The organism is Nocardia sp. NPDC004604, from assembly GCF_040609795.1.
Lineage (GTDB): Bacteria > Actinomycetota > Actinomycetes > Mycobacteriales > Mycobacteriaceae > Nocardia.
This window is the reverse complement of record NZ_JBEXLC010000153.1, coordinates 1-21,182: the sequence shown is the minus strand read 5'-3', so window position 1 is coordinate 21,182 and position 21,182 is coordinate 1. Positions and strand designations below refer to the sequence as shown.

Sequence of the window (21,182 nt, the reverse complement as noted above, 5' to 3'; positions counted from 1 at the left end):
GGCCTGATGACCTCGGTGCTGCTCACCCCGGACGGCAGGACCTGTGAGGCCGAGGCCGCGCACGGTACCGTGACCCGGCACTACCGCCAGCACCAGCAGGGCAAGCCGACCTCGACCAACCCGATCGCGTCGATCTTCGCCTGGACCCGCGGCCTCGAGCACCGCGGCAAGCTGGACAACACCCCCGAGGTGATCGGCTTCGCGCAGACCCTCGAGGACGTCGTCATCAAGACCGTCGAGGGCGGCCAGATGACCAAGGACCTCGCGCTGCTCGTCGGCGGCGACCAGGGCTACCTGACCACCGAGGAATTCCTCGGCGCGCTCGACGCCAACCTGGCCCGCGCCCTGCGCTGAGCTTCCCCGCCTCTCCGCGCCTCTTGCCGGTCGTCGGTGCAGATCTTCGCACCGGGCTGCCGGTAATTGCGCGGCTGGGGGCGGGGCGTTCCCGACGAGTTACCCGTGTTCGAGCGAAATTAGTTGTCGCTCGAACAGGCTGATGTGAAAGCCGGGCTCCACCTACTGTGTGGAGCATCGGTGTTGAGCTGGGCACCTGCACCACGACGGTGGTAAAGGTGCCCGCACTGTTTCCGCGACCCGCGCGCGGCGGCCTTTCACGTGATCCGCATCTTCCTGCTGGGTGCCCGCAGGCGACATGTTGCCGTCGGGCTGCCCGATATGCGCGGTGCGGCCGTGGCTCGTCCGAATTCTCGATGCTGACGTGGGGGAACTCACGTCTACCCGGGAAGCGACAGGAGTCGCTGGGCGGTTACATGAATACGTGACCGGTTCCGTTGCCACCCAGACCCCAGCACCCGCCGAGGCCGAACGGACGGACTGGCATATTCCCGCGATGCTGGCCCTTGCCCTCGGCGGATTCGGAATCGGCACAACCGAATTCGTCACGATGGGTTTGCTGCCCGATATCGCCAGCGCCATGAAGGTATCCGAGCCGACCGCGGGGCATGCGGTATCGGCCTATGCGCTCGGCGTGGTCATCGGAGCTCCGGTGATCGCCGCGCTGGCCGCACGGGTGCCGCGCAAACGTCTGCTCATTGCCCTGATGGTGGCGTTCACCATCGGAAATGTGGCGACCGTTGCTGCGCCCTCCTTCGAAACCCTCGTCATCGCCCGATTCGTTTCCGGCCTGCCGCACGGCGCGTACTTCGGTGTCGCCTCGCTGGCCGCCGCCACATTGGCTCCGGTCGGGCAGCGCGCAAAGGCGGTTGCTGCGGTTATGCTGGGATTGAGCGCCGCCAATGTCGTCGGCGTTCCCAGCGCCACCTGGCTGGGCCAGCATCTGGGCTGGCGCGACGCCTTCGTGGTGGTCGCGGTGATCGGCATCGCCACGGTCGCCGCCCTCATTCGGTTCGTTCCCGAACTGCACGGCATCCGGATCACCAATCCGATGACCGAACTCGGCGCACTCCGTCGCCCGCAGGTACTGCTGACCCTGCTGGTCGGTGCGATCGGCTTCGGCGGCATGTTCGCCGTCTACACCTACATCACCACCACGCTGACCGATGTGGCGGGCATGCGGCTGGGTCTGGTTCCGTTCGTGCTCATGCTCTTCGGCCTTGGCATGGTCGCGGGCAATATCGTCGGCGGCATTCTCGCCGACCGCGGCGTCGACCGGGCGATCTACCTCTCGATGATCGCCATGGTGGTCATTCTCGCGGGATTCGTTGCCGCCGCACACAATCCGTACACCGCGGGCATCGGCGCCTTCCTCATCGGCGCATCGGGCGCCGCGCTCGCGCCAGCTCTGCAGACCCGGCTGATGGATGTCGCCGCCGACGCGCAGACACTCGCCGCGGCGCTCAATCACGCCGCCCTCAATATCGCCAATGCCGCGGGCGCGTGGCTGGGCGGGCTCGTGATCGCGGCGGATCTCGGCTACACCGCTCCGGCCGCGGTCGGCGCGGGGCTGGCCGTCCTCGGCGTGCTGTTGTTCACCTTCACGGTCTGGGCCGCGCGCCGAACGTAGGCGTCAGGTGCTCGGTTGCGGTGCGACAAGTCCCATTATCTGCGGTAAATCGTTAGCGCCGGATTCCGCGCGAATGTGCATTCTGACACCAAATCGCCAGGTCGACGCCCTACACGGCATCGTCACGGTTCTGTCGAGACTCCGAACAGCGGCAGGCACTCCGCCAGCCCGGTCACTTCCACCGGCACGCTCCGATGTGCTTCCCATCGAGCGCGGGTCAGCCGCAGCCGTCGTATCACCGCCGGTTTTCCCCGGACCGCGTGCACCTCGAGCCCGTCCTGCTCGTACCCAAGTTTGTGTGAGACCCCGTGCGAGCCCATGTTGTCCTCGAACGCGCCCGATACCGCCGAGTCGGCCCCGAGATGAGCGAAGGCCAATTCCAGAACTGCGGCCCGCATCTCGGTTCCGATGCCTTGGCCGTGGTAGGTCCGGCCGAGCCAGGATCCGCTGTTCACCTCGGAGCAGACCGCGAAGTTCTTCGCACTGATCGTTTGGGTTCCGACCAGCTCCCCGTCTCGGAGCACAACGAGGTTGAGTGTCCACGCGTCGACTTGCCAGTCGGCCCAGCATCGCCAGTGCCACCGCAGAACCCGCTGCGCACGTTCGTCCGGTTCCGCATCCGTCCACTCCGCCGTAAACGGCTGCACCGCAGGATCGTGTACTCCCGCAGCGGCCAGCCCGGCAAGTGCGCCCAAGTCCTCCAAACCGGGCATCCTCAGTTCCAGGCGCGGTGTCCGTACCTGTAGTCCGGCTAGGGGCCAGTACTTCATCAGGCTCATGCCCGCCATCATGACCGCCGGGCGGCATTCGTGGCCACGGGTTTCACCAGCGATGGACCCTGCACCAAATAGCCGCGGCCACAATCATTTACGTCTGACTCCGGCATCAAGCCCGCGAGGGATCACCGCGTTAGCGCCGGATTCCGTTCGGTTGCACCACTACCCCCCGATACGACTCGGTCTCGGCGAATTCGTGACGGTTGAATACGCGATTCCACCAGTGCGGGACCCCGACCGGCCCGCACGGGCCGTCTGGCCTCCTATAAGACCCACCTCTTGGTGGTTCCCGGTGGTTAGGCTCCTCTTGAATAGCTGTGCCCGCCCGGCCGGTCCATAGGGCTTGGCGGGCACAGCGTTCCGCGTGGGCTACGGGACCGTCAGCGCCGCAACCATACCTTCAGAATGACCGTCACGGCGGAGGCCGCGGCGCCCAGGAGGAACACGGCGGCTGGCCCGCACATCGTGACCACCGCGAGGACGGTCAACAGAATCGCGATCAGCGCGGCGAGATCCACGACAGCTTCGCCCACGGAACGGGGGACCGGTGCGCGCCCCTCGGGCTGTGCCGGAACAGGGTTGGAGATGGTGGATGGCATTGCGTTTCTTTCGTTCTCGATGGAGTAGGAGTTCGTGGAACCGGTTCCGTCGAGAACCCTCCCAGCCCCGAAAACCAATGTTGCAAATCTCGTATCCGAAATCCGCTAGCTACATGTAAGTGGTTGCAGCACAACGTATTACCGCCGGTCACCACCATGGTTGGTCGTCGATTCTGACGCGCAGTTCCAGCAGTGCCCATGCAGCGACCAGTGCTCCTGCTAAAACGGTGCCGGCCAGCGGAACGGTCGCTGCGTCGAGAACTAGCTGGATGAAGACGCCGAGCCCGAGGGCTATGACGATCAGGCCAGCGCCTCGCCAGTTGCGTAGGTCGCGCCCCAGGATGACATCGAGCCATATGAGCGCGGAGACGAAGACCAGCAGCCCGGTTCCCGCGGCCAGGTAAGCAGTTGCGTGGCCGCCTGGGTCGGAGCGACGGCGCTGGCGCCGATTGCGACCGAGGCGACCAACCGGCTAGGACGACGCAGCGACCGTAGTCGCACGATCGCTGGATTGCGAACGACCACTACGGCGTTCAAGCCGATCAGCACCACCGCAACCCAGGCGGTCTGATGCAATGGGATCTCCTTGAGCACCAAGAACACCAGGGCGGTGCCGAGCAGCATCGCGAGGTTAAGCCTCGTCGTAGTAAAAATCCGTACCTGTGGGGCGGCCAAACGCAGCATTCACGATGCTGCGCGAACAGATCGTTGCCTGAGCGCCATTGGTGGCCATCATCGTGCTCAGCACGTCGGGAAGGTTCGGTACCAGTGTCGAGCTGAGCACAGATGGCTCTGGTCGCGAATTCCGGCATCAGTTGGTCGCGGATTCGAGTGTCGGTTCGATGGGTCTGAGGCCGTGTTCTGGTCGTGAAATTGGGCATCGTCCGAGTGGCGTGTCGCTCGAACTGCCCGTGTCGGGATGGGAGGTGTTCGGGGACTGTCTGGTTCGGGAGTGTGGCCCCCTGTAGGTGTGCTGCAGAAGGTGCGCTTGTCGGCCCTGGAATACAGAAACTCTCAGGAGGCGCGAAGTAGCTTCGGCAGCAGCGTGTTTCGTCCGGGACTTGGTTGCGCCGCAGTCGATGTCGGCCGCATACGGTCAGGGCTTGGGCTTCGAGGGGGTGCTTGCGCACAGCGCAGTGGTGAGGGCGGTGCGCATGTCCGCCCCCGCCTGTGCGTCGCTGCCACCCGGGTACAGATTGGCCATGACGGTGACGCTGCGGCCGTCGGTCGTCACACCGCCCAGGGTCTGAAATCCCAAGATCCCGCCGTCATGTCCCCAGTACACGCCGCCGCACGGTAGAGATGAGCTCTCCAGGCCCAGGCCGTAGGTACTGCCGGATGAACTGCCGGTGGGGTGGGTCGTCATCATCGCTTGTAGTTCGGACGGGCGAAGGAGCCCGCCGTTCACGAGTGCGTCGAGGAAACGATCCAGATCCGCGGCACTGGAGATCATTGCTCCGGAGGCGCCCGCGATCGACGGGTTGACCTCGGTGGTATCGATGAGGGAACCTTCCGGCTCGGCGTATCCCTGCGGGTGGGTGCCGGGGATTGCCGATTCGTCCCCGGGGACGAAGGTGTCGTGGAGGCCGAGCGGCCCGATGACGCGTTGCTCGATCTCCTGCTCGTACGGTCGATCGGTGACCTGCTCGATGAGCATTCCGGCCAGCACATAGTTGGTGCTGGAGTACTGCCAGCCGGTCCCGGGGGCGAACAGTCGCGGGTGGGCGAGCGCGATCTGCACGAGTTCCAGCGGATCATGGTGCGCGACAGGATCTGTCAGTACCTCCCCCAAGCTGAGGTACTCCAGATAGTCGGGCAGGCCGCTGGTGTGCTGGAGGAGCTGCCGCACCGTGATGTCGCGCCCGTCGTTGCCGTTCCCGCTGATCACGCCGGGCAGATACTGCTCGACCGGTGCGTCGAGCACGACCCGACGCTCGGCCACGAGTTGCAACACCACAGTGGCGACGAACATCTTGGTCATGCTGCCGATGCGGAACCGGCTGTCGCCCGCGATCGGTGCGTGGGTCTCGATGTTCGCGACGCCGCTGGTCAGCACTGTCCGGCCGCGCGCGTCGCGCACCGCGAGCAGCACTCCAGGTGCGCCGCCGGCGCCGGTCAACCGTTGCAGGATGGTGCGCACATCGGTGTAGTCGGGTGGTGCTGGGGTACTCACGTCGCTGCCTGTCCCGCACGCGCACAGCGTCAACGCCGCCGCGACGCACACAGAGCCGAAAACCTTCCCGAATCCGAGCATTTTGTCCTCCAACAGCTTGGCGGACCTCATGCTAGGCAGCCCCGGCCAGGGCACACGTCACCCCCGAGAGCTAACTGACACACCGTCTTTCGATACTCGAGGGCCAGGCGTGCCTCACCCGCGAGATGTATCCGGCGCGCCGCCTCGATGGCAGACCGTCCGGTATCCGACCCGGTGCCTGCGCTGAATCTGTCTCTTGGACAACCCATCCCGAGAACACCAGCCGCCCGCGGGGGTTGTGGTGTCGAGGGCTTCGTAGCCACAACACGCTGCATGATCTGGTCCGTCCGGGTCCAACAACTCTTGTCGGACCTTTCGAGGCCTTCGTCATCGAGATCGCCTGTTCGTGCGGGCCGGGGCGCGAGGAGCAGTGGCGCGGAAACCGGCGCTAGTGCGAATCGAGCTGGGCGTTTGCCGCGGAGCGAGCCTTCAAGGTCGTTGGTACCGCGCATAGTTTCCAGAGTCGCCCCACTGTCGGTCGGTCGAAACACCAGGTGGCCATCCGAGCTATCGCGCATAGCGAGCAACTATCTGCGGTAACTCCTTAGCGTGACTTTTCTCATCAATGTCTCAACCCCCTATTCGAGCGTTTCGGGACGCGGTGACTCGCGACAATCGAGGGTTTCGAGAATCCGGGCCCGGCCATGGATGTCGGTGGCTCATGGCAGTGTCAGCCGATATGACTGCTTCGGCTGATGACGACGCCTGGTTTCATGATCATGGACTGTGTTTCCCGACCTTGATCGCGATCAACGAACCGGGGGCGTCGTGAACACCACGACCGGGGGCCTTGGGTGGATGTACGACACGGATCTGCCGCTGGTCAACCTCACCTTCGCGCGTCAGATCAACGCCCAGGAGCTATTGGAGCGGATGGGCGTCGACCACAACACCGTGGCGGTGCGCGGGCCGAATGACTTCCGCAACGAGCTGGGCGGCGTTCTCTACGCAGACGACGGATATGTGGTCAGCGCAGGGCATTACCGAAGCTGGGCCTGGGCGTGGGAGCACGGCAGTTGGAAAGGCATCCAAGACCGAGGAATGGTGCTGCGCGCCTCGATCGGAACCGCGGCACTGGAGCTGCACGCCAGCGAGAAACCGGGAGAGGTGTTCCGGTACGCCGAGGATGGCCGCCTCATCACCGGACTCGACACCACGAACAGCTTCGCACGGACAGGCAGCGACCCGCACCGCTTCGACACCGAGATGCAGGCCCTCGGCGCCCGACCCGAAGAAGACGAATACGGTCCCGGGGGGTCCCTCGGAATGTTCTACAGGCTTGCCGAGAACCTCGGCGTCGGGGTGCCTCTGGATGACCTCAACGAACGTCCCGTCCTCAGCGGCCGGCTCCTGCCCCCAGCCTCGCGGTAGCTGCCGAGTCACTCATCACGCGCGCCGCCGTTCCTCGCCTCGGAAGCACAGGACGGTCAGCCGACTTCCTGGAAGGTTTCGATCATCTGGATCAGTAGCGCGCGTTGAGCTTCGGCTTCCGATGTAGTCACGGCGCCTCGCCGCGATCAACCTTCGGTCCTCGTCATCGAGGTAGCAGAACCGTTCGAGTTCCATGCGGGACAACGCACCGAAACGCCCGTAGTCGGGCCCACCCACATCAGTCACGCCGACATGAAATCACCAGCACAACAACAGCGCATCAGACGATGATGACGGAGCAGGGGACAGGCAGCACTGTCCTTCCTGTGGCCTAGGTGGTGGGTAGGTGACACTGAGGTGGGGTCGTCTCGGTCGAGCCGGTGACACCACCTAGCAGCGCACACAGCAGCGCATTCAGCGCGGGTCCAGCAGAGCCCGAGCTGGACCCCGTCGTCTCCGCCACCAGTGCAGCCTCGCCGGGCCGGTCGACGACCAGGGCCGTCGCCGGAGCGCCGACGCCCGCCAGCATCCCCGCTGAAATCGCAGTCAGCACAGCAACATTCGCAATGATTCGCACTACCCCACAGATCCTCTCCGCAAACAGGTGTCCATGGCCGCGCTGCATGTCGCACAGGCGGCCCTGTCCGGTCCAGCGCCAAGCGCGGAATCGAGACCTGGTAGACGGTAGCCTCGATCGACCGGATCGAAACGCCATGATTTCCAACGCCCCATTTTTCGTGGGATACCGCAGCGAAGTTCTGGTCTTACCACGGGTGTCCGGCTCCCCAAGCCCTGCGGGGTCTCCTCGTTCCTGGGCGATTCGTTCGGCGAAGTCCGGAAGTCCGTCCAGCGGCTCGACATGGCCGTTATCGGGTTGTCCTGGGTTGGTCTTCATCCGTCGGGTCGCGTTGCTGTTGTCATGGATGAACGACCGTTTGCCGGGTTCTTTCAGCAGAATGCGCCGGGGGTTGATCCACGCCGTGAACGTCTCGGATGCGGGGAATTCGCGCTATCTATTTACCGCTATCTATTGAGAGCGGTCGAGGCCGTCGGCCATCGCGATCGGCGGTCAGAAATCGCCTTCCGGGCAGTCGGATTCCTCCGACTCGACCCGCCGCCGAATGGCTTCGACAGTCCGGTCTTTCGGGATGCGTTCGGGCCAGAAGATCGCCGCGAACACCACGGTCAGGGGCAGGACGAACACGATCATCCACCCGAGCGTGATCATCGGTGCACCCCGCCGAGCACGGACCAGCGGGCGAAAGACTCACGCGGGCAAGCGCATTCGACATCAGCAAACCACATCAGTCGATTCAGGGTTTTGGGCGTCCAGGTGTGCCGAGGACGGCAACAGCACCACGTCGACGCCTAGCCCGGCGGCTTGTTCGACCAGACCGAGTACTGAGCCTGCGTCCGCCCAGTGCAGCACGTAGCCCAATCGCCGCGCCAAACGACGAATCTGGGCCTCGTCCCATTCCGAAGTCGGTGATGTCGGGTCTAACCACGCGAGCGCTTCCATTCCCCTGCGCCTTCCGCTGTCCAGTTGGTAGGCACCCGCCGCCGAGGAGCGCTGTCTACCCGGCGGCGGGGCTATGCAGAAGCTTGGCGCTGCGGCAACCGCGCAATGCCCACAGCGGGACATCGCACGTAACATGTGCCTTGTCAGTGCCATCGAGGGAGCGCACATGAACAGCGAAGACCGGTACGTCGGCCAGCGGGTACGCGCGATCCGGGCGCGGCGGGGAATATCGCAACAGGTGCTTGCCGACCGGGCGGGGCTCAGTCGTGGGGCAATCGCCAAGTACGAGAACGGCGAACGACCTGTCGACTCGCGCCGCACGTTGCTTGCCCTGGCTGCGGGGCTCGGCGTCACCATCGGCGACCTGACCGGCCACGAGCAAGACAAGTTCGACCCGTCCACCGCCGGATTCCACGCGGCCGTGCCCGAGCTGGAAACCGTCCTGTGGGCGCGGGGCAATGTGACCGACACCAGACTGCCGCGCACCCTTGACGAACTGGCAGCGCTGACCCGCACGGCAACCAAGCTCCGCAACGACTGCGATTACATGACGCTCGGGCCGATGCTCGCACCGATGCTGACCGACGCCTACCGGCATGTGCGTGATACCGATAGCGCGAACGCTGAAAAGGCATGGGACGTACTAGGAGTCGTGGCCTACGGGGTCGCATCGGCGCTGCGGGCACGCGGCTATCACGCTCTGGCCTGGACTGCGGCACAGGAGGCCGAACGCGCAGCCGAACATGTCGGTGCACCCGCCGCGCTCGCTGCGGCTGCGTTCAGCCAAGGTCAGATCATGCTGTCGCGTCCTGGTGCGTTGCCTGCCGCATTGGCCACGACGATCGGCACCGCCGAGAAGATCGCGGCAGATGTGCGCACTGTCGGCGAGATCGAGACGTACGGGATGCTGCACCTTCAGGCGTCGATGGTGGCCGCGACGATGGGCGGCGACCCGGAACCGCATCTCGTGGAGGCAGCCGAACAGGCCGACCGGTTGGCCGGGGCCGAACCGAATACATCTGTGGCACACAATGATTCGTTCGGTCCAGCGAACGTCGCACTGTGGCGTATCTCCGCTGCCGTGGAGCGGCGCGAACCCGGTCAAGTGCTCGCCCTCGCGCCGACGTTGTCACCGGACGACCTGCCGAACGAGGGGCGGCGCGCTCAGTACTTCGTGGAAATCGGCAAGGCGCACGCCATGCAGAAAAACTACCGCGACTCGCTGTACGCCCTGCTGCGGGCTGAACACGCCGCGCCCCAGCATGTCCGCACCATGTCTCCGGTGCGCGAACTGGTCGGCCACATGATGCGGACCGCGCGGCGCGACCTGACCACCGGGGAACTCGGGCGGCTCGCTCGGCGGGTCGGCGTCGTGCCCGCGTGAGAGCAGTACATCGGCACGGTCTAGGACAATTCGCTGTGACCAGTGCCTTTAAAGGCGTGCAACCTGACACGTTGACCAGACACTCGCCGCGGCGCTCGATCACGCTGTCCGCAATATCGCCAATGCGGCGGGCGCGTGGCTGGCGGGCTCGTGATTGCGGCGGATCTCGGCTACACCGCTCCGGCCACGGTCGGCGCGGGGCTGGCCGTCCTCGGCGTGCTGTTGTTCACCCTCACGGTCTGGGCCGCGCGTCGAACGTAGGCGTCAGGTGCTCGGTTGCAGTGCGACGACCGGAATCACCCGACTGGTCCTGGTCTCGTATTCGGCGAAGCCCGGCATGGCCGCCACCATCGCGGCGTAGAGCCGGTCGCGTTCCGGGCCCGCGGTGATCGGGGTGGCGGTCGCCTCGATGGTTTCGGTGCCGATTTCCAGCTTGACCTTCGGATTCGCGAGCAGGTTGTGGTACCAGTCCGGGTTGCCGGGTGCACCGCCCTTGGACGCGATGATCACCAGACGGTCGCCGTCGCGGATATAGGCCGTCGGATTGGTCCGCGGCAGTCCGGATTTTGCGCCGGTCGTGGTGAGCAAGAGCAGGTCCTTGCCTTCGAACGGGCCGCCTACCTTGCCGCTATTGGTCCGGAACTCCTCGATGATGTTCTTGTTCCAGTCGGTCATATCGCTCCTCGATCGAGATCGGGTTACCCGGTAATCCTTGCCGATGGCGGTGCACTCCGGGGCAATGTCGACAGCCTGGTGTCGATTTCCCGGTGCCAAGAGCGGCCGGGGGCTCACTTCTGCACGAGGCAGCCCATATCGCGGATCACCCGAGCGAATGCGCGGATCTGCTCGGTTTCGGAGTCGCTGCGCCAGACCGGTGCCCACCGAACCAGGTGGGAATCGGTGATGGGCAGGTAGGAGATGCCGGGCCGGTTGTAGTAGCGGGCGATGTGGCTCATGCAGCTGGTAAAGACGTCGCTGGTGCTGGCGGTGGCCAGAATGTCCTCGAGTGTCGAGATCGGCGCGACACGGTGGATGGGGCGGCCCAAGGGCGTGTAGAAGGGGCTGACGGCGTCCTCCCAGTAGTCGGGCAGGGGGGTGTTGGATTCCAGCACGCCGCGGTCGCCGAAGACCTCGAGCGATACCCACTTCTCGCCAGCCAGCTCGTGGCGGTCGGGCATCATCGCCACCATCGGCTCCATGGAGATGATCGGCCCGACGGTCAGGCCGGGTTCTTCGACGGGCACCCAGGCGATGACGATGTCGACTTCGTCGCGCATCAGTGGGCCGAACTGGTCACCGAATTCGCTACTGCGGATCTGCAGCTCCCAATCCGGGTGTCGCTTGCGGAAGGCATCCCAGAACGGCTGGTAGTCATAGGGGTTGTAGCCGATCATCGCGACGCGCAGCACGCCGGAGATGCCCCTTGCGGTACGCCGGGCGTGCTCGATCGCCCGGACCAGGCCCCGATAGTTCGGGAGCAGTCCGGCCAGGAGTTGGCGCCCGAGCGGGGTGAGCTGGACGTTGCGGGGATTGGAGCGATCCACCAGGCGACCGCCGATGCGGCGCTCCTGACTCTTGATGGATTGACTGACCCGTGCCTGGGACAGATGCAGCCGTTGCGCGGTTCTGCCGAAATGCAGTTCCTCGGCCAGCGTTAGGAAGATCTCGATGTCTCTCAGCTCCATCGAGTTCCTCCCGCTCGGTCGGCCAGCTGTGCGATCCGAACATTACGTCGTCGTCAGTGCGCCCGCAGCGGCGCGCCCCCGTGCTGCGCGCCCGCGATCACGCCGATCAACACCGCCTCTTGGTTGCTGTCATTGCGCCAGGCGTGCACGACACCGTTGAGGACGAGCCAGTCCCCGGGTGTCAAACGAATCTCGGTGTCCTCCAGCAGGCACACCGACTCACCAGTGAGCTGCATCAGGCAGTCCACCGACGCGGTCGCGTGGAACCCGGTGAAACCCGCTGCTGCACAGTAGGTTCCAGGCGGGTTCGGATCATCGACGATGGCCACCGAGGAGGACATCTGTGCCATGGCGGCGGCCGCGGCCTGGACCGGATCCGCGGAGTCGGCCCAGTCGTCCGGGGCGAAGTATGGTGGGAAGACCAGCCGGATGACGTGCACGCCCCCGGGGAGCGGGATGAGCGGACCTGCGAACTCGGGCCGGGTCCCGGCGTCGGGGAGTGCAGGTAGTCTGTCGGTCGCCCAGATGGATTCCGGACCATGCCCGCTCGGCGCTAGCTCCGCATCGCTGACGACGATGGCCTTGCCCTTCGCGTCGTGGCCGGTGACCACACGTCGAATACCCATATCTCAGATGACTTTCCGGAAGAAATCGCGAATGTCCGCGAGCAGCAGGTCCGGCGCTTCGTGGGCGGCCCAGTGTCCGCCGCGGGTGTATTCGTGCCACTGCACGATATTGCTGTGATCGCGTTCGGCGAACTTGCGTGGCGGCTTGAAGTCGTGACCAAAGGAGGCGAGCCCGATCGGCACAGTGGTCGGGGTCGAATATTCATTCTCGAAGTGGAACCGGCACGTGGGCGCCGATGTATTGGTGAACCAATAGATCGAGACGTTGGTCAGGATCTCGTCCCGGGTCATGGAGTCGGTGAGTAGCTGCGCGCTCCAGGCGAGTTGGTCGATCGGCGAATCGGAGTGGGCGTGGCCGGGGGACTGCGGCCGGGCCTGCCGGGTGAAGTCTGTGCCGGAGTACTCCCGGAATTTCCGGCCGAATTGGATGAGCATCAGCTCTTGGTCGGTGAGTCCGTCCAACTCGCCCGGCTCGCCCTTCGGGAAGGAGAAGATCTGATCGACGTGCACGCCGACCACGTTCTCCGGTGCGAGCCTGCCCATTTCGGGTGCGACGGTGGCGCCGCTGTCATTGCCGTGCACACCGTAACGGTCATAGCCGAGCTGGATCATCAGCTCGTTGAAGATCGCCGCCATCCGTACCGGATGCCAGCCCGCTATGCGCGTCGGCCCGGAGAACGCGAAGCCCGGATACGACGGGATCACCACGTGGAAGGCGTCTGCCGGATCACCGCCATGAGCACGCGGATCGGTCAATTCGCCTACCAGGCCGAGGAATTCGGTGAACGTGCTGGGCCACCCATGGGCCAGCAGTAGCGGCATCGCATCCGGCTCCGGCGATCTGACGTGCACGAAATGAATCTTCTGCCTATCGATTTCGGTGGTGAACTGTGCAAAGGAGTTGAGTCGCTGCTCTTGTGCGCGCCAATCGAACATGTCGCGCCAGTATTCGAGCAGCGGACCGACATACGAGAGCGGAACTCCGTATTCCGAAGCGGGCCGTACCGGTATGCCGTCGTCCCCCCGGCCCGCGATTGCCATGGCGGGCAGTTCCGAGACGAGCCGGGTGCGCAGCAGGCGGAGGGCGAGGTCGTCGAGATCGGCCTGCGGAATGTCGATGCGGAAGGGTCTGATCTCGGACAATTCGGCTCCAGCGGGTCGTTCCAACATGCCGCGCTTCAGCCTGTATCAGCGGCAATGCGGGAACAACGCCGTTTTCGAGCCGGTCCGATCACTTCTACTTATCGAATGGCTCCGATGCGCAGTAGGCGGTCGACCAGCATGTCGACGTAGTCGTCGGTGAGCGGGCCGGTGCCGAAGAGGGTGCGGGTGTACATGGGGGCCAGGATGATGTCGACGACTTGCAGTACGTCGGGGGCGTTTTCGCCGCGGGCGGTGGCCCGGTCGAGCATGCGCTGGATCTGTTCGACCCGGTCGGCGAGAAACCGATCGCGGGTTCGTTCGCCAGCTTCGCCGGTATCGATGAGCGCGAGGATACTGCGCAGCAGGGCGAGTCCATTGGGGCCGTTCACATCTCGGGCCGCCTGCGCGGCATAGGCGCGCAGGTCGCCGACCAGGTCGCCGGTATCCGGCATGGCCGATCCGGTGGTGAGCCGGTCGACGGTGACCTCCATGGCCAGTGCCTCGAGATTGCCCCAGCGGCGGTAGATGCTGGTGTCCGCCACACCCGCACGAGCCGCGACCTCGGCGACGGTGAACTTCCCGTAGCCGCGTTCGGCGACGAGTTCGGTAACCGCCTGGTGCACCGCCGCCCGCACGCGGGCACTGCGGCCACCCGGGCGTCGGGTGCGCGACTGTTCCGTCATGTACATACATTAACGCAGTTGGCGCTTGCGTTTGTTGTGGGTTCGGCGCTACGCTGCCATTAACGCCGTTAATAACTGCGTTTAGGGGCTGGCGATGGGACCGGCCAGCTCTGTGACCGCGGCTCGACGACCTGCAGCTGAACCGAATCCTTTTGGCCGTCAACACTTCTGGAGTACCACATGAACACCGTGATCGCCCGCATCGACCGTGCCATCGAAATGACGGCCGCCATCGTCAAAGGCATTCCGGCTGCACGCATGACCGCGCCGACGCCCTGTGTGGAGTGGGATGTGCACGAGTTGCTCAATCATCTGGTGGGCGGGATGAACATCTTCGCCGCACAACTGCGTGGTGCGGAACCGGACCGTGCGCACCACGACGACTGGCTCGGCGTCGATCCGCACGCCGCCTACGCCGACGCGGCCGTAATCGACAGTGCGGCATGGCATCTCCCCGATGCGCTGGAACGCGATATCCATCTCGGATTCGGTAGCGTGCCGGGGCCGATGGCGGCGGTGATCCATCTGACCGAAGTGCTCGTGCACGGCGTCGATCTCGCGGTCGCCACCGGACAGGAGCGACTGTTGGATGAGGAGCTCTGCGCGGACATGCTCGCGACCATGCGCGACATGGGCATGGACAACTTCCGTGCGCCCGGCATGTTCGGCCCCGAGCTGCCGATGTCCGAGGATGCCCCCGCGCATCGCCGGCTCTGCGCCTACCTCGGCCGAGCCTGGTGATATCCAATGAACATACAGAGCTGTATGTAAGTGTAGAATCGCCGGAATGACCAGGCCCGCAGCGTCCAAACAGCAGCGCCGTACGCAGGAGCAGCGTAGCAGCGAGATGCGGACGCGGCTGCTCGACGCGACCATCGACTGCCTGGTCGAGTACGGCTACGGGGGAACGACGACGCCCCGGGTCGCCGAGCGAGCCGGGGTCACCCGTGGGGCGCAGGTGCATCACTTCGGGTCCAAGACCGATCTGGTGGTGGCGGCGATCAGTCATCTGGCGCAGCTGCGGGCCGAGACTGCGATGCGGGAGATGCCCAAGGTCCAGGCCGGTGCTGATCCGGTCGGGGTGGCCCTGGAATTTCTCTGGGAGCTGCATCAGGGGCCGCTGTTCATTGCGACGGTCGAGCTGTGGGTGGCGGGCCGGACCGATCCGGTGCTCGCCTCGGCCATGGAGAAGGTCGAGCCGTTCGTCAATAACGCGGTGCTGATGGCGGTCGCCCGATTCGTGCCGGATGAGATGCGGCGCAAGGAGACTCGCGATTTCATCTACACCGCGATGGACGCGCTGCGCGGTATTCTGGTCTCCAACTTCATCGATCCGGATACCGCACGGGCGCACCGGCGGTGGCGGCGCGCCTCGGCGCATCTGCGGCAGGTCGCGACGGCGGCGCTGGCCGCGCAATCGCTGGTGGATCGGACGTCGGTCGAATAGGTCGCTGCGTCGCGGGCAGTACTGGTCTGCGCGGCACCTCTGCGCTTGTGCGCGTTCTTCGGCGTGTGCGTCGGTATGGATGCAGCTGGGCGACTCGCTACAGCGGAGCTCTCGATACCCCACCTCATTGTGTGACGCGTGTCATGGCAATTGGGGTCGGATCCGGTGGCCGGAGCATGTTGTGATGCCTGTTACCAGCGCCTATTGGCTGTACATACACGTCCAGCTGTATGTGATATCCGAGCTGCAACTACCTGGTTGCTTGCCGACATTGTGATGCCGACCAAGTGTGCATCTTGCGCAGTTACATACAGCTCTGTATGTTTGTTAGCAGTTTGATCCCGCTGGATCGGCCACTGTCGTTCGCCGCTGGCGCGGACGGCCCTATCTGAGGGAGTTCGATGACGAACAAGGTCTACGTCGTCGGCGTCGGCATGACGAAGTTCGAGAAGCCGGGCCGCCGCAAGAACGAAGATGGCAGCGCGTGGGATTACCCGGATATGGCGCGGGAATCGGGTACCAAGGCGCTCGCCGATGCCGGAATCGACTATCGCGAGGTCGAGCAGGCCTACGTCGGGTATGTGTACGGCGAATCCACTTCCGGTCAGCGCGCGGTCTACGAACTCGGTATGACCGGTATTCCGGTGGTCAATGTCAATAACAACTGCTCGACCGGATCGACCGCGCTTTTCCTTGCGGCACAGGCGATTCGGGGCGGCCTGGCCGATTGCACGCTGGCGCTCGGCTTCGAGAAGATGCAACCGGGTTCGCTCGGCTCCACCTGGGACGACCGCGAGCAGCCGATGGCCAGGCACATCATGGCGCTGGCCGAGATCTCCGAGGTGCTGTTCCCGGTGGCGCCGTGGATGTTCGGTGCCGCCGGTCGCGAGCACATGAAGCAATACGGCACCACCGCTGAGCATTTCGCGAAGATCGGCTACAAGAACCACAAGCATTCGGTGAACAACCCGTATTCGCAGTTCCAGGACGAGTATTCGCTCGAGGACATCCTGGGCTCGCGGATGATCTACGACCCGCTCACCAAGCTGCAGTGCTCGCCGACCTCGGACGGTTCCGGCGCGGTCATCCTGGCCAGCGCGGACTTCGTGAACTCGCACGACCTCGCGGCGCAGGCGGTGGAGATCGTCGGCCAGGCGATGACCACCGACTTCGTCTCCACCTTCGACAGCACCGCCAAGAACCTCATCGGCTACGACATGAATGTCCGAGCCGCGCACAAGGTCTACGAACAGGCCGGGCTCGGTGCGGAGGACTTCCAGGTCATCGAACTGCACGACTGCTTCTCCGCCAACGAACTGCTGCTCTACGAGGCGCTCGGGCTCTGCGGCGAGGGTGCGGCCGGGAGGCTCATCGATGACAACCAGACCACCTACGGCGGCAAGTGGGTCGTGAACCCCTCCGGCGGGCTGATCTCCAAGGGACATCCACTCGGCGCTACGGGTTTGGCACAGTGTTCCGAACTCACCTGGCAGCTGCGCGGCACCGCGGGCAAGCGGCAGGTCGACAACGTCACCGCCGCCCTGCAGCACAACATCGGCCTCGGCGGCGCCGCGGTCGTCACGGCCTACCAGCGGGCCGACCGCTGAGCCGATCGGCGAAAGCCGTTGCACAGCAGCGACATTCACTCGACGAGGAGTCAACTGATGGGCCATATCGAAGCCACCAAGGACGTCAACGCCACCCCCGATGCCCTCTGGGCGGTCGTCTCCGACCCACAGACCTGGGACAAGTGGTTCACCATCCACGAGCGGTTCATGGAGGAGCCGCCCGCCACCTTGGCCGAGGGGGCCAAGCTGGTCGCGAAGATCGTCATGCTCGGGATGGCGAACAAGTTGGAGTGGACCGTGGTAGCGGTCGAGCAGCCCAGCAAGCTCACCCTTGGCGGCATCGGAATGGCCGGGGTGAAGACCGAATTCACCTTCGATATCCAGCCCAAGGGCGATGGCAGCACCATCCTGGTCTCCGGCGACTTCGAGGGCGCACTGATCAAGGGAGCACTCGGCAAGGCGGTCGAGAAGGACGGTCTGAAGCAGCTGGACAGGTCCCTCGAGCAGCTCGATGCGCTGGCCTCGGCCTGAGCCGGAAGGAGCGGGCGATGACAGCGGAGGCCGCAGCGGCGCGGCCGGTGGAATTCGACGACAGCGGGCTCGAAACCTGGTGTGACGAAGAATGTTTTGAAGTCACTCAGGAACGAATCGCCGAATATGCCGCCGCCACCAATGATCCGATCGAGGCGCACGTGGCGGGCAAGGTGGCCGCGCCGATATTCGGCATCGTTCCGGTCTTCGAAGCCATGATGATGCCGGTGATCGATGTCGCGCCGATGGACATCTTCGGCCGAGTTGTGCACGGGGAGCAGGATTTCCATTTCCACCGCGCGATCCGGCCCGGGGACCGGCTGGTGTCGCGGGCCAAGGCGATCGGCTATGCCAGCCGTTCGAGCGGCAGCACCATCACCATCCTCATCGAATGCCGCACCGAGGCCGGGGAATTGGTCAATGAGCAGTATCTGACCGCCTTCTTCCGCAATATCGACGCGGGTAGGACGGTTGGTGTCGCGGCTCCGGCGCACAAGTTCGACGAGAGTCTGCGGGCCGGGGATCCGCTCGCGGTGGTGCCACAGCACGTCGATCTCGACCAGACCTATCGGTATTCACCGGCCTCCGGCGATCCGGTGCCGCTGCACCTCGACGAGCAGGTGGCCAGGGATGCGGGTCTGCCCGGGATCATCGCGCACGGACTGTGCACCATGGCCTTCGCGTCGTGGGCGGTACTCACCGAGGTAGCCGGTTCGGATGTCAACCGGCTGAAGCGATTTGCCGTGCGCTTCGCCAAGATGGTCTTCCCCGGCGACGACCTGGAGACCCGGATCTGGAAGGTCGGTTCCGCCGATGGCGTCACCACCTACGCCTTCGAAACCATTCGCGGGACGGATGTCGTTCTCAGCGACGGTCTCGCCGAAGTCGCCGACTGATCACCGAACACATTAGGAGCCATACAGATGGGTGCACTCGAAGGAAGGGTCGCCGTCATCACCGGCGCGGGCCGCGGCATCGGGCGTGAGCACGCCCTGCTGTTCGCCCGCGAAGGTGCGGCGGTCGTGGTGAACGACCTCGGCGGCAGCAATGCCGGTGCGGGTTCCGATGTCGGTCCGGCCCAGGAGGTCGTGAACGAGATCATCGCGACAGGTGGCAAGGCGGTGGCCAACACCGACAATATTTCGACCTGGGATGGCGCGGAGAATGTTGTCGCGCAGGCAATTTCGGAGTTCGGTGGCCTCGATATCGTGGTCAATAACGCGGGTATCCTGCGCGATGCGTTCATCGCTGGCATGGCCGAGGCGCAGTGGGATGCGGTGATTGCGGTGCACCTCAAGGGCCATGCCGCGGTGCTGCACCACGCCGCCGTGTACTGGAAGAAGCAGAGCAAGGCGGGCAACCAGCCGAATGCCGCGGTGATCAATACCGCGTCCGCCTCCGGAACGACCGTCCCAAATGCGGGGCAGGCCAACTACGGCGCGGCCAAGGCCGCAATCGCCGCGCTGACCCTGGTCGCGGCCGATGAACTCGCCCGCTACGGCGTCCGGGTCAATGCCATCGCGCCGATCGCACGCACCCGGCTCACTCTCGCCACACCCGGTATGGGCGAGATCATGGCCGCCGAGGCGGCGGCGATCGAGGAGGGCGATTTCGACGCGTTCAGCCCGGCCAATATCGCCCCGCTCGTCGCCTACCTGGCGACCGATAAATGCCCGCTCACCGGCAAGGTTTTCGCAGTGCAGGGCGGTGCCATCTCCGAGCTGGCAGGCTGGCACGACGTGCAGACGATCGAGACCGAGGGCCCCTGGCTCATCGACGATATCGCCGCTCGGCTGCCTTGATCTCGCGGGAACGTTAGGAGACGACGATGTTCGAATGGTCCGAGACCGACGAGATGATCCGCGCGGCGGTGCGCACCTTCATCGACAAGGAGGTGCGCCCGCACCTCGACGCGCTGGAGAGCGGCGAGCTGACGCCGTATCCGATCATCCGCAAGTTGTTCAGCGACTTCGGGATCGATGCGATGGGCGGTGAGGCGGTCCAACGCCTGCTGGCGAAGGAGCGCAAGAAGGCCGAGGCGCTCGCGGCGGCGGAGCCGTCGCCGGAGAAGCCCGAGAAGGCCTCCGGCGGTAGTCCGTTCGCGGGGCAGGAATCACTGATGGCGGTGCTCATCGGGGAACTGTCCGGTGTGTGCATGGGGCTGGTCACCGCGATGGGCGTCAGTATCGGTCTCGGGGCCACCACCATCCTCTCGCGCGGCACGCTCGCGCAGAAGGAGCGGTGGCTCGCCGATATCGTCACCATGAAAAAGGTTGCGTCGTGGGCGATTACCGAGCCCGATTCGGGGTCGGACGCATTCGGCGGTATGAAGACCTATGTCAAGCGCGACGGCGAGGACTACATCCTCAACGGCCAGAAGACCTTCATCACCAACGGCCCGTACGCCGATGTGATGATCGTCTACGCCAAGCTGGACGAGGGCGACGCAGCCTCTGCTGGTCGCTCCGCAGGCTCCGCTCCTGTCGACAAGCGCGAGCGCAAGGTGCTCACCTTCGTCCTCGACAAGGATATGGAAGGCCTCACCCAGGGCAAGCCGTTCAAGAAGATGGGCCTGCACGCCTCGCCGACCGGTGAATTGTTCTTCGACCATGTGCGTTTGGGTCGGGACCGGCTGCTCGGTGAGACCGAGGAGCACAAGGGCGGCGACGGCCGCGAGAGCGCCCGCTCCAGCTTCACCGCCGAACGCATCGGCGTCGCCTTCATGGCGCTCGGCATCATCAACGAATGTCACCGGCTCTGTGTGGAATACGCCAAGAGCCGCAAGCTGTGGGGCCAGGAGATCGGCCGCTTCCAACTGGTCCAGCTCAAGCTGGCGAAGATGGAGATCGCCCGTATCAACGTGCAGAACATGGTCTTCAACACCCTCGAGCGCGGCAAGGCGGGTAAGCCGCCGACCCTCGCCGAGGCGTCGGCCATGAAGCTCTACGCCTCCGAGGCCGCCACCGACGTCGCCATGGACGCGGTACAACTCTTCGGCGGCAATGGCTACATGACCGAATACCGAGTGGAACAACTCGCCCGCGACGCGAAGTCCCTGATGATCTACGCAGGCAGCAACGAAATCCAGGTCACCCACATCGCGAAGGGCCTACTCGCTCAGTAGTCCGAACGGCACATGCCTTTCGCCACCGGCACACTTGCGATACATGTGTGGTGACGGATCGGCATGTGCCGTCGGTCCGGGCTACCGTTGCGGACTGCTCACCGCCTTGAAGGCCCGCCCCGCCGATCGGTCAATGTGTCGGCGGCTGTTGCGCTTTCAGGATGCTGACAGCGGTCTCGAGGGTCTGCGAAATATCGCTCATCCGCCGGTCGATCTGGTCGAGCCGTTCGTCTACTTGGCCGAGTCGTTCGTCCATCTCGCCGAGTCGTTTGTCTACCTGGCTGAGTCGTTCGTCTACGCGGTCGAGTCGTTTGTCTACCTGGCTGAGTCGTTCGTCTACTTGGCCGAGTCGTTTGTCCATCTCGCCGAGTCGTTTGTCTACCTGGCCGAGTCGTTCGTCTACTTGGCCGAGTCGTTCGTCCATCTCGCCGAGTCGTTTGTCTACCTGGCCGAGTCGTTTGTCTACCTGGCCGAGTCGTTTGTCTACC

The 21,182-nt window shown here is 64.8% G+C and carries 24 protein-coding genes and 1 pseudogene; 13 read left to right on the top strand and 12 right to left on the bottom strand.

Features of this window, described 5'->3' with window-relative positions; translation table 11 throughout:
- Positions 1–354, top strand: a 354-nt coding sequence (locus tag ABZW16_RS36125; protein WP_354960619.1) for an isocitrate/isopropylmalate family dehydrogenase, incomplete at its 5' end; no start/stop codon positions are given.
- A gap of 487 nt (positions 355–841) precedes the next feature.
- Positions 842–1,984 (top strand): MFS transporter, encoded by a 1,143-nt coding sequence (locus tag ABZW16_RS36120; RefSeq protein WP_354960620.1) that lies wholly within the window; start codon positions 842–844, stop codon positions 1,982–1,984.
- Positions 1,985–2,106: 122 nt separating this feature from the next.
- On the opposite strand, the gene ABZW16_RS36115 is transcribed toward ABZW16_RS36120, so the two are convergent.
- The 4 genes from ABZW16_RS36115 to ABZW16_RS36100 all read right to left on the bottom strand — a co-directional run bounded on the left by ABZW16_RS36115 (position 2,107) and on the right by ABZW16_RS36100 (position 5,643).
- Entirely contained in the window at positions 2,107–2,763 is a 657-nt protein-coding gene (locus ABZW16_RS36115) for a GNAT family protein (protein ID WP_354960618.1), read from the bottom strand.
- 377 nt (positions 2,764–3,140) lie between these two features.
- Positions 3,141–3,359: a hypothetical protein gene (locus ABZW16_RS36110; RefSeq protein WP_354960617.1), complete on the bottom strand. Its 219-nt coding sequence runs from the start codon at positions 3,357–3,359 to the stop codon at positions 3,141–3,143.
- A gap of 300 nt (positions 3,360–3,659) precedes the next feature.
- The gene (locus ABZW16_RS36105; protein ID WP_354960616.1) at positions 3,660–3,983 is read right to left on the bottom strand and encodes a hypothetical protein; all 324 of its coding nucleotides are present in this window, start codon (positions 3,981–3,983) and stop codon (positions 3,660–3,662) included.
- Between the two features lie 472 nt (positions 3,984–4,455).
- A complete protein-coding gene (locus ABZW16_RS36100) occupies positions 4,456–5,643 on the bottom strand; it encodes a serine hydrolase domain-containing protein (RefSeq protein WP_354960615.1) in 1,188 nt (395 codons plus the stop codon).
- A gap of 768 nt (positions 5,644–6,411) precedes the next feature.
- Here ABZW16_RS36100 and ABZW16_RS36095 point away from each other — a divergent pair.
- On the top strand, positions 6,412–6,984 hold the full coding sequence (locus ABZW16_RS36095) for a DUF6461 domain-containing protein (RefSeq protein WP_354960614.1): 573 nt from the start codon (positions 6,412–6,414) through the stop codon (positions 6,982–6,984).
- 331 nt (positions 6,985–7,315) lie between these two features.
- On the opposite strand, the gene ABZW16_RS36090 is transcribed toward ABZW16_RS36095, so the two are convergent.
- The 3 genes from ABZW16_RS36090 to ABZW16_RS36080 all read right to left on the bottom strand — a co-directional run bounded on the left by ABZW16_RS36090 (position 7,316) and on the right by ABZW16_RS36080 (position 8,503).
- Complete coding sequence (locus ABZW16_RS36090; protein WP_354960613.1) at positions 7,316–7,561, bottom strand: hypothetical protein; 246 nt, start codon at positions 7,559–7,561, stop codon at positions 7,316–7,318.
- A gap of 492 nt (positions 7,562–8,053) precedes the next feature.
- Positions 8,054–8,212: a hypothetical protein gene (locus tag ABZW16_RS36085; protein WP_354960612.1), complete on the bottom strand. Its 159-nt coding sequence runs from the start codon at positions 8,210–8,212 to the stop codon at positions 8,054–8,056.
- 63 nt (positions 8,213–8,275) lie between these two features.
- Positions 8,276–8,503 carry a hypothetical protein gene (locus tag ABZW16_RS36080; RefSeq protein WP_354960611.1) on the bottom strand — a complete coding sequence of 76 codons (228 nt, stop codon included), beginning with the start codon at positions 8,501–8,503 and terminating at the stop codon, positions 8,276–8,278.
- A 166-nt stretch (positions 8,504–8,669) separates the two neighbouring features.
- Between ABZW16_RS36080 and ABZW16_RS36075 the strand changes: the two genes are divergently transcribed.
- Positions 8,670–9,887, top strand: a complete 1,218-nt coding sequence (locus tag ABZW16_RS36075; RefSeq protein WP_354960610.1) for a helix-turn-helix domain-containing protein — start codon at positions 8,670–8,672, stop codon at positions 9,885–9,887.
- Positions 9,888–9,963: 76 nt separating this feature from the next.
- Positions 9,964–10,148: pseudogene (locus tag ABZW16_RS36070) on the top strand (MFS transporter); the annotation flags it as partial.
- Positions 10,149–10,151: 3 nt separating this feature from the next.
- Here the strand turns inward: ABZW16_RS36070 and ABZW16_RS36065 are convergent.
- From ABZW16_RS36065 to ABZW16_RS36045, 5 genes are all read right to left on the bottom strand, one after another.
- Positions 10,152–10,562 carry a nitroreductase family deazaflavin-dependent oxidoreductase gene (locus tag ABZW16_RS36065; protein ID WP_354960609.1) on the bottom strand — a complete coding sequence of 137 codons (411 nt, stop codon included), beginning with the start codon at positions 10,560–10,562 and terminating at the stop codon, positions 10,152–10,154.
- A 113-nt stretch (positions 10,563–10,675) separates the two neighbouring features.
- Entirely contained in the window at positions 10,676–11,572 is an 897-nt protein-coding gene (locus ABZW16_RS36060) for a LysR family transcriptional regulator (RefSeq protein WP_354960608.1), read from the bottom strand.
- Positions 11,573–11,625: 53 nt separating this feature from the next.
- Positions 11,626–12,198: a hypothetical protein gene (locus ABZW16_RS36055; RefSeq protein ID WP_354960607.1), complete on the bottom strand. Its 573-nt coding sequence runs from the start codon at positions 12,196–12,198 to the stop codon at positions 11,626–11,628.
- A 3-nt stretch (positions 12,199–12,201) separates the two neighbouring features.
- Positions 12,202–13,341 (bottom strand): epoxide hydrolase family protein, encoded by a 1,140-nt coding sequence (locus ABZW16_RS36050; protein WP_354960606.1) that lies wholly within the window; start codon positions 13,339–13,341, stop codon positions 12,202–12,204.
- A 98-nt stretch (positions 13,342–13,439) separates the two neighbouring features.
- Positions 13,440–14,024, bottom strand: coding sequence for a TetR/AcrR family transcriptional regulator (locus tag ABZW16_RS36045; protein ID WP_354960605.1), 585 nt, complete (start codon positions 14,022–14,024; stop codon positions 13,440–13,442).
- Positions 14,025–14,204: 180 nt separating this feature from the next.
- Here ABZW16_RS36045 and ABZW16_RS36040 point away from each other — a divergent pair, with 180 nt between their 5' ends.
- The 8 genes from ABZW16_RS36040 to ABZW16_RS36005 form a co-directional block, all read left to right on the top strand.
- Positions 14,205–14,765, top strand: coding sequence for a TIGR03086 family metal-binding protein (locus tag ABZW16_RS36040; protein WP_354960604.1), 561 nt, complete (start codon positions 14,205–14,207; stop codon positions 14,763–14,765).
- A gap of 46 nt (positions 14,766–14,811) precedes the next feature.
- Positions 14,812–15,471, top strand: coding sequence for a helix-turn-helix domain-containing protein (locus ABZW16_RS36035; RefSeq protein WP_354960603.1), 660 nt, complete (start codon positions 14,812–14,814; stop codon positions 15,469–15,471).
- 401 nt (positions 15,472–15,872) lie between these two features.
- Positions 15,873–17,078, top strand: a complete 1,206-nt coding sequence (locus ABZW16_RS36030; RefSeq protein WP_354960602.1) for a lipid-transfer protein — start codon at positions 15,873–15,875, stop codon at positions 17,076–17,078.
- A gap of 57 nt (positions 17,079–17,135) precedes the next feature.
- Positions 17,136–17,570, top strand: coding sequence for an SRPBCC family protein (locus ABZW16_RS36025; protein WP_354960601.1), 435 nt, complete (start codon positions 17,136–17,138; stop codon positions 17,568–17,570).
- A gap of 17 nt (positions 17,571–17,587) precedes the next feature.
- Entirely contained in the window at positions 17,588–18,466 is an 879-nt protein-coding gene (locus ABZW16_RS36020; RefSeq protein WP_354960600.1) for a MaoC/PaaZ C-terminal domain-containing protein, read from the top strand.
- A 27-nt stretch (positions 18,467–18,493) separates the two neighbouring features.
- The gene (locus ABZW16_RS36015) at positions 18,494–19,372 is read left to right on the top strand and encodes an SDR family oxidoreductase (protein ID WP_354960599.1); all 879 of its coding nucleotides are present in this window, start codon (positions 18,494–18,496) and stop codon (positions 19,370–19,372) included.
- Between the two features lie 26 nt (positions 19,373–19,398).
- Positions 19,399–20,694, top strand: a complete 1,296-nt coding sequence (locus ABZW16_RS36010; RefSeq protein WP_354960598.1) for an acyl-CoA dehydrogenase family protein — start codon at positions 19,399–19,401, stop codon at positions 20,692–20,694.
- 43 nt (positions 20,695–20,737) lie between these two features.
- On the top strand, positions 20,738–21,182 hold a 445-nt coding region (locus ABZW16_RS36005; RefSeq protein ID WP_354960597.1), incomplete at its 3' end, for a hypothetical protein.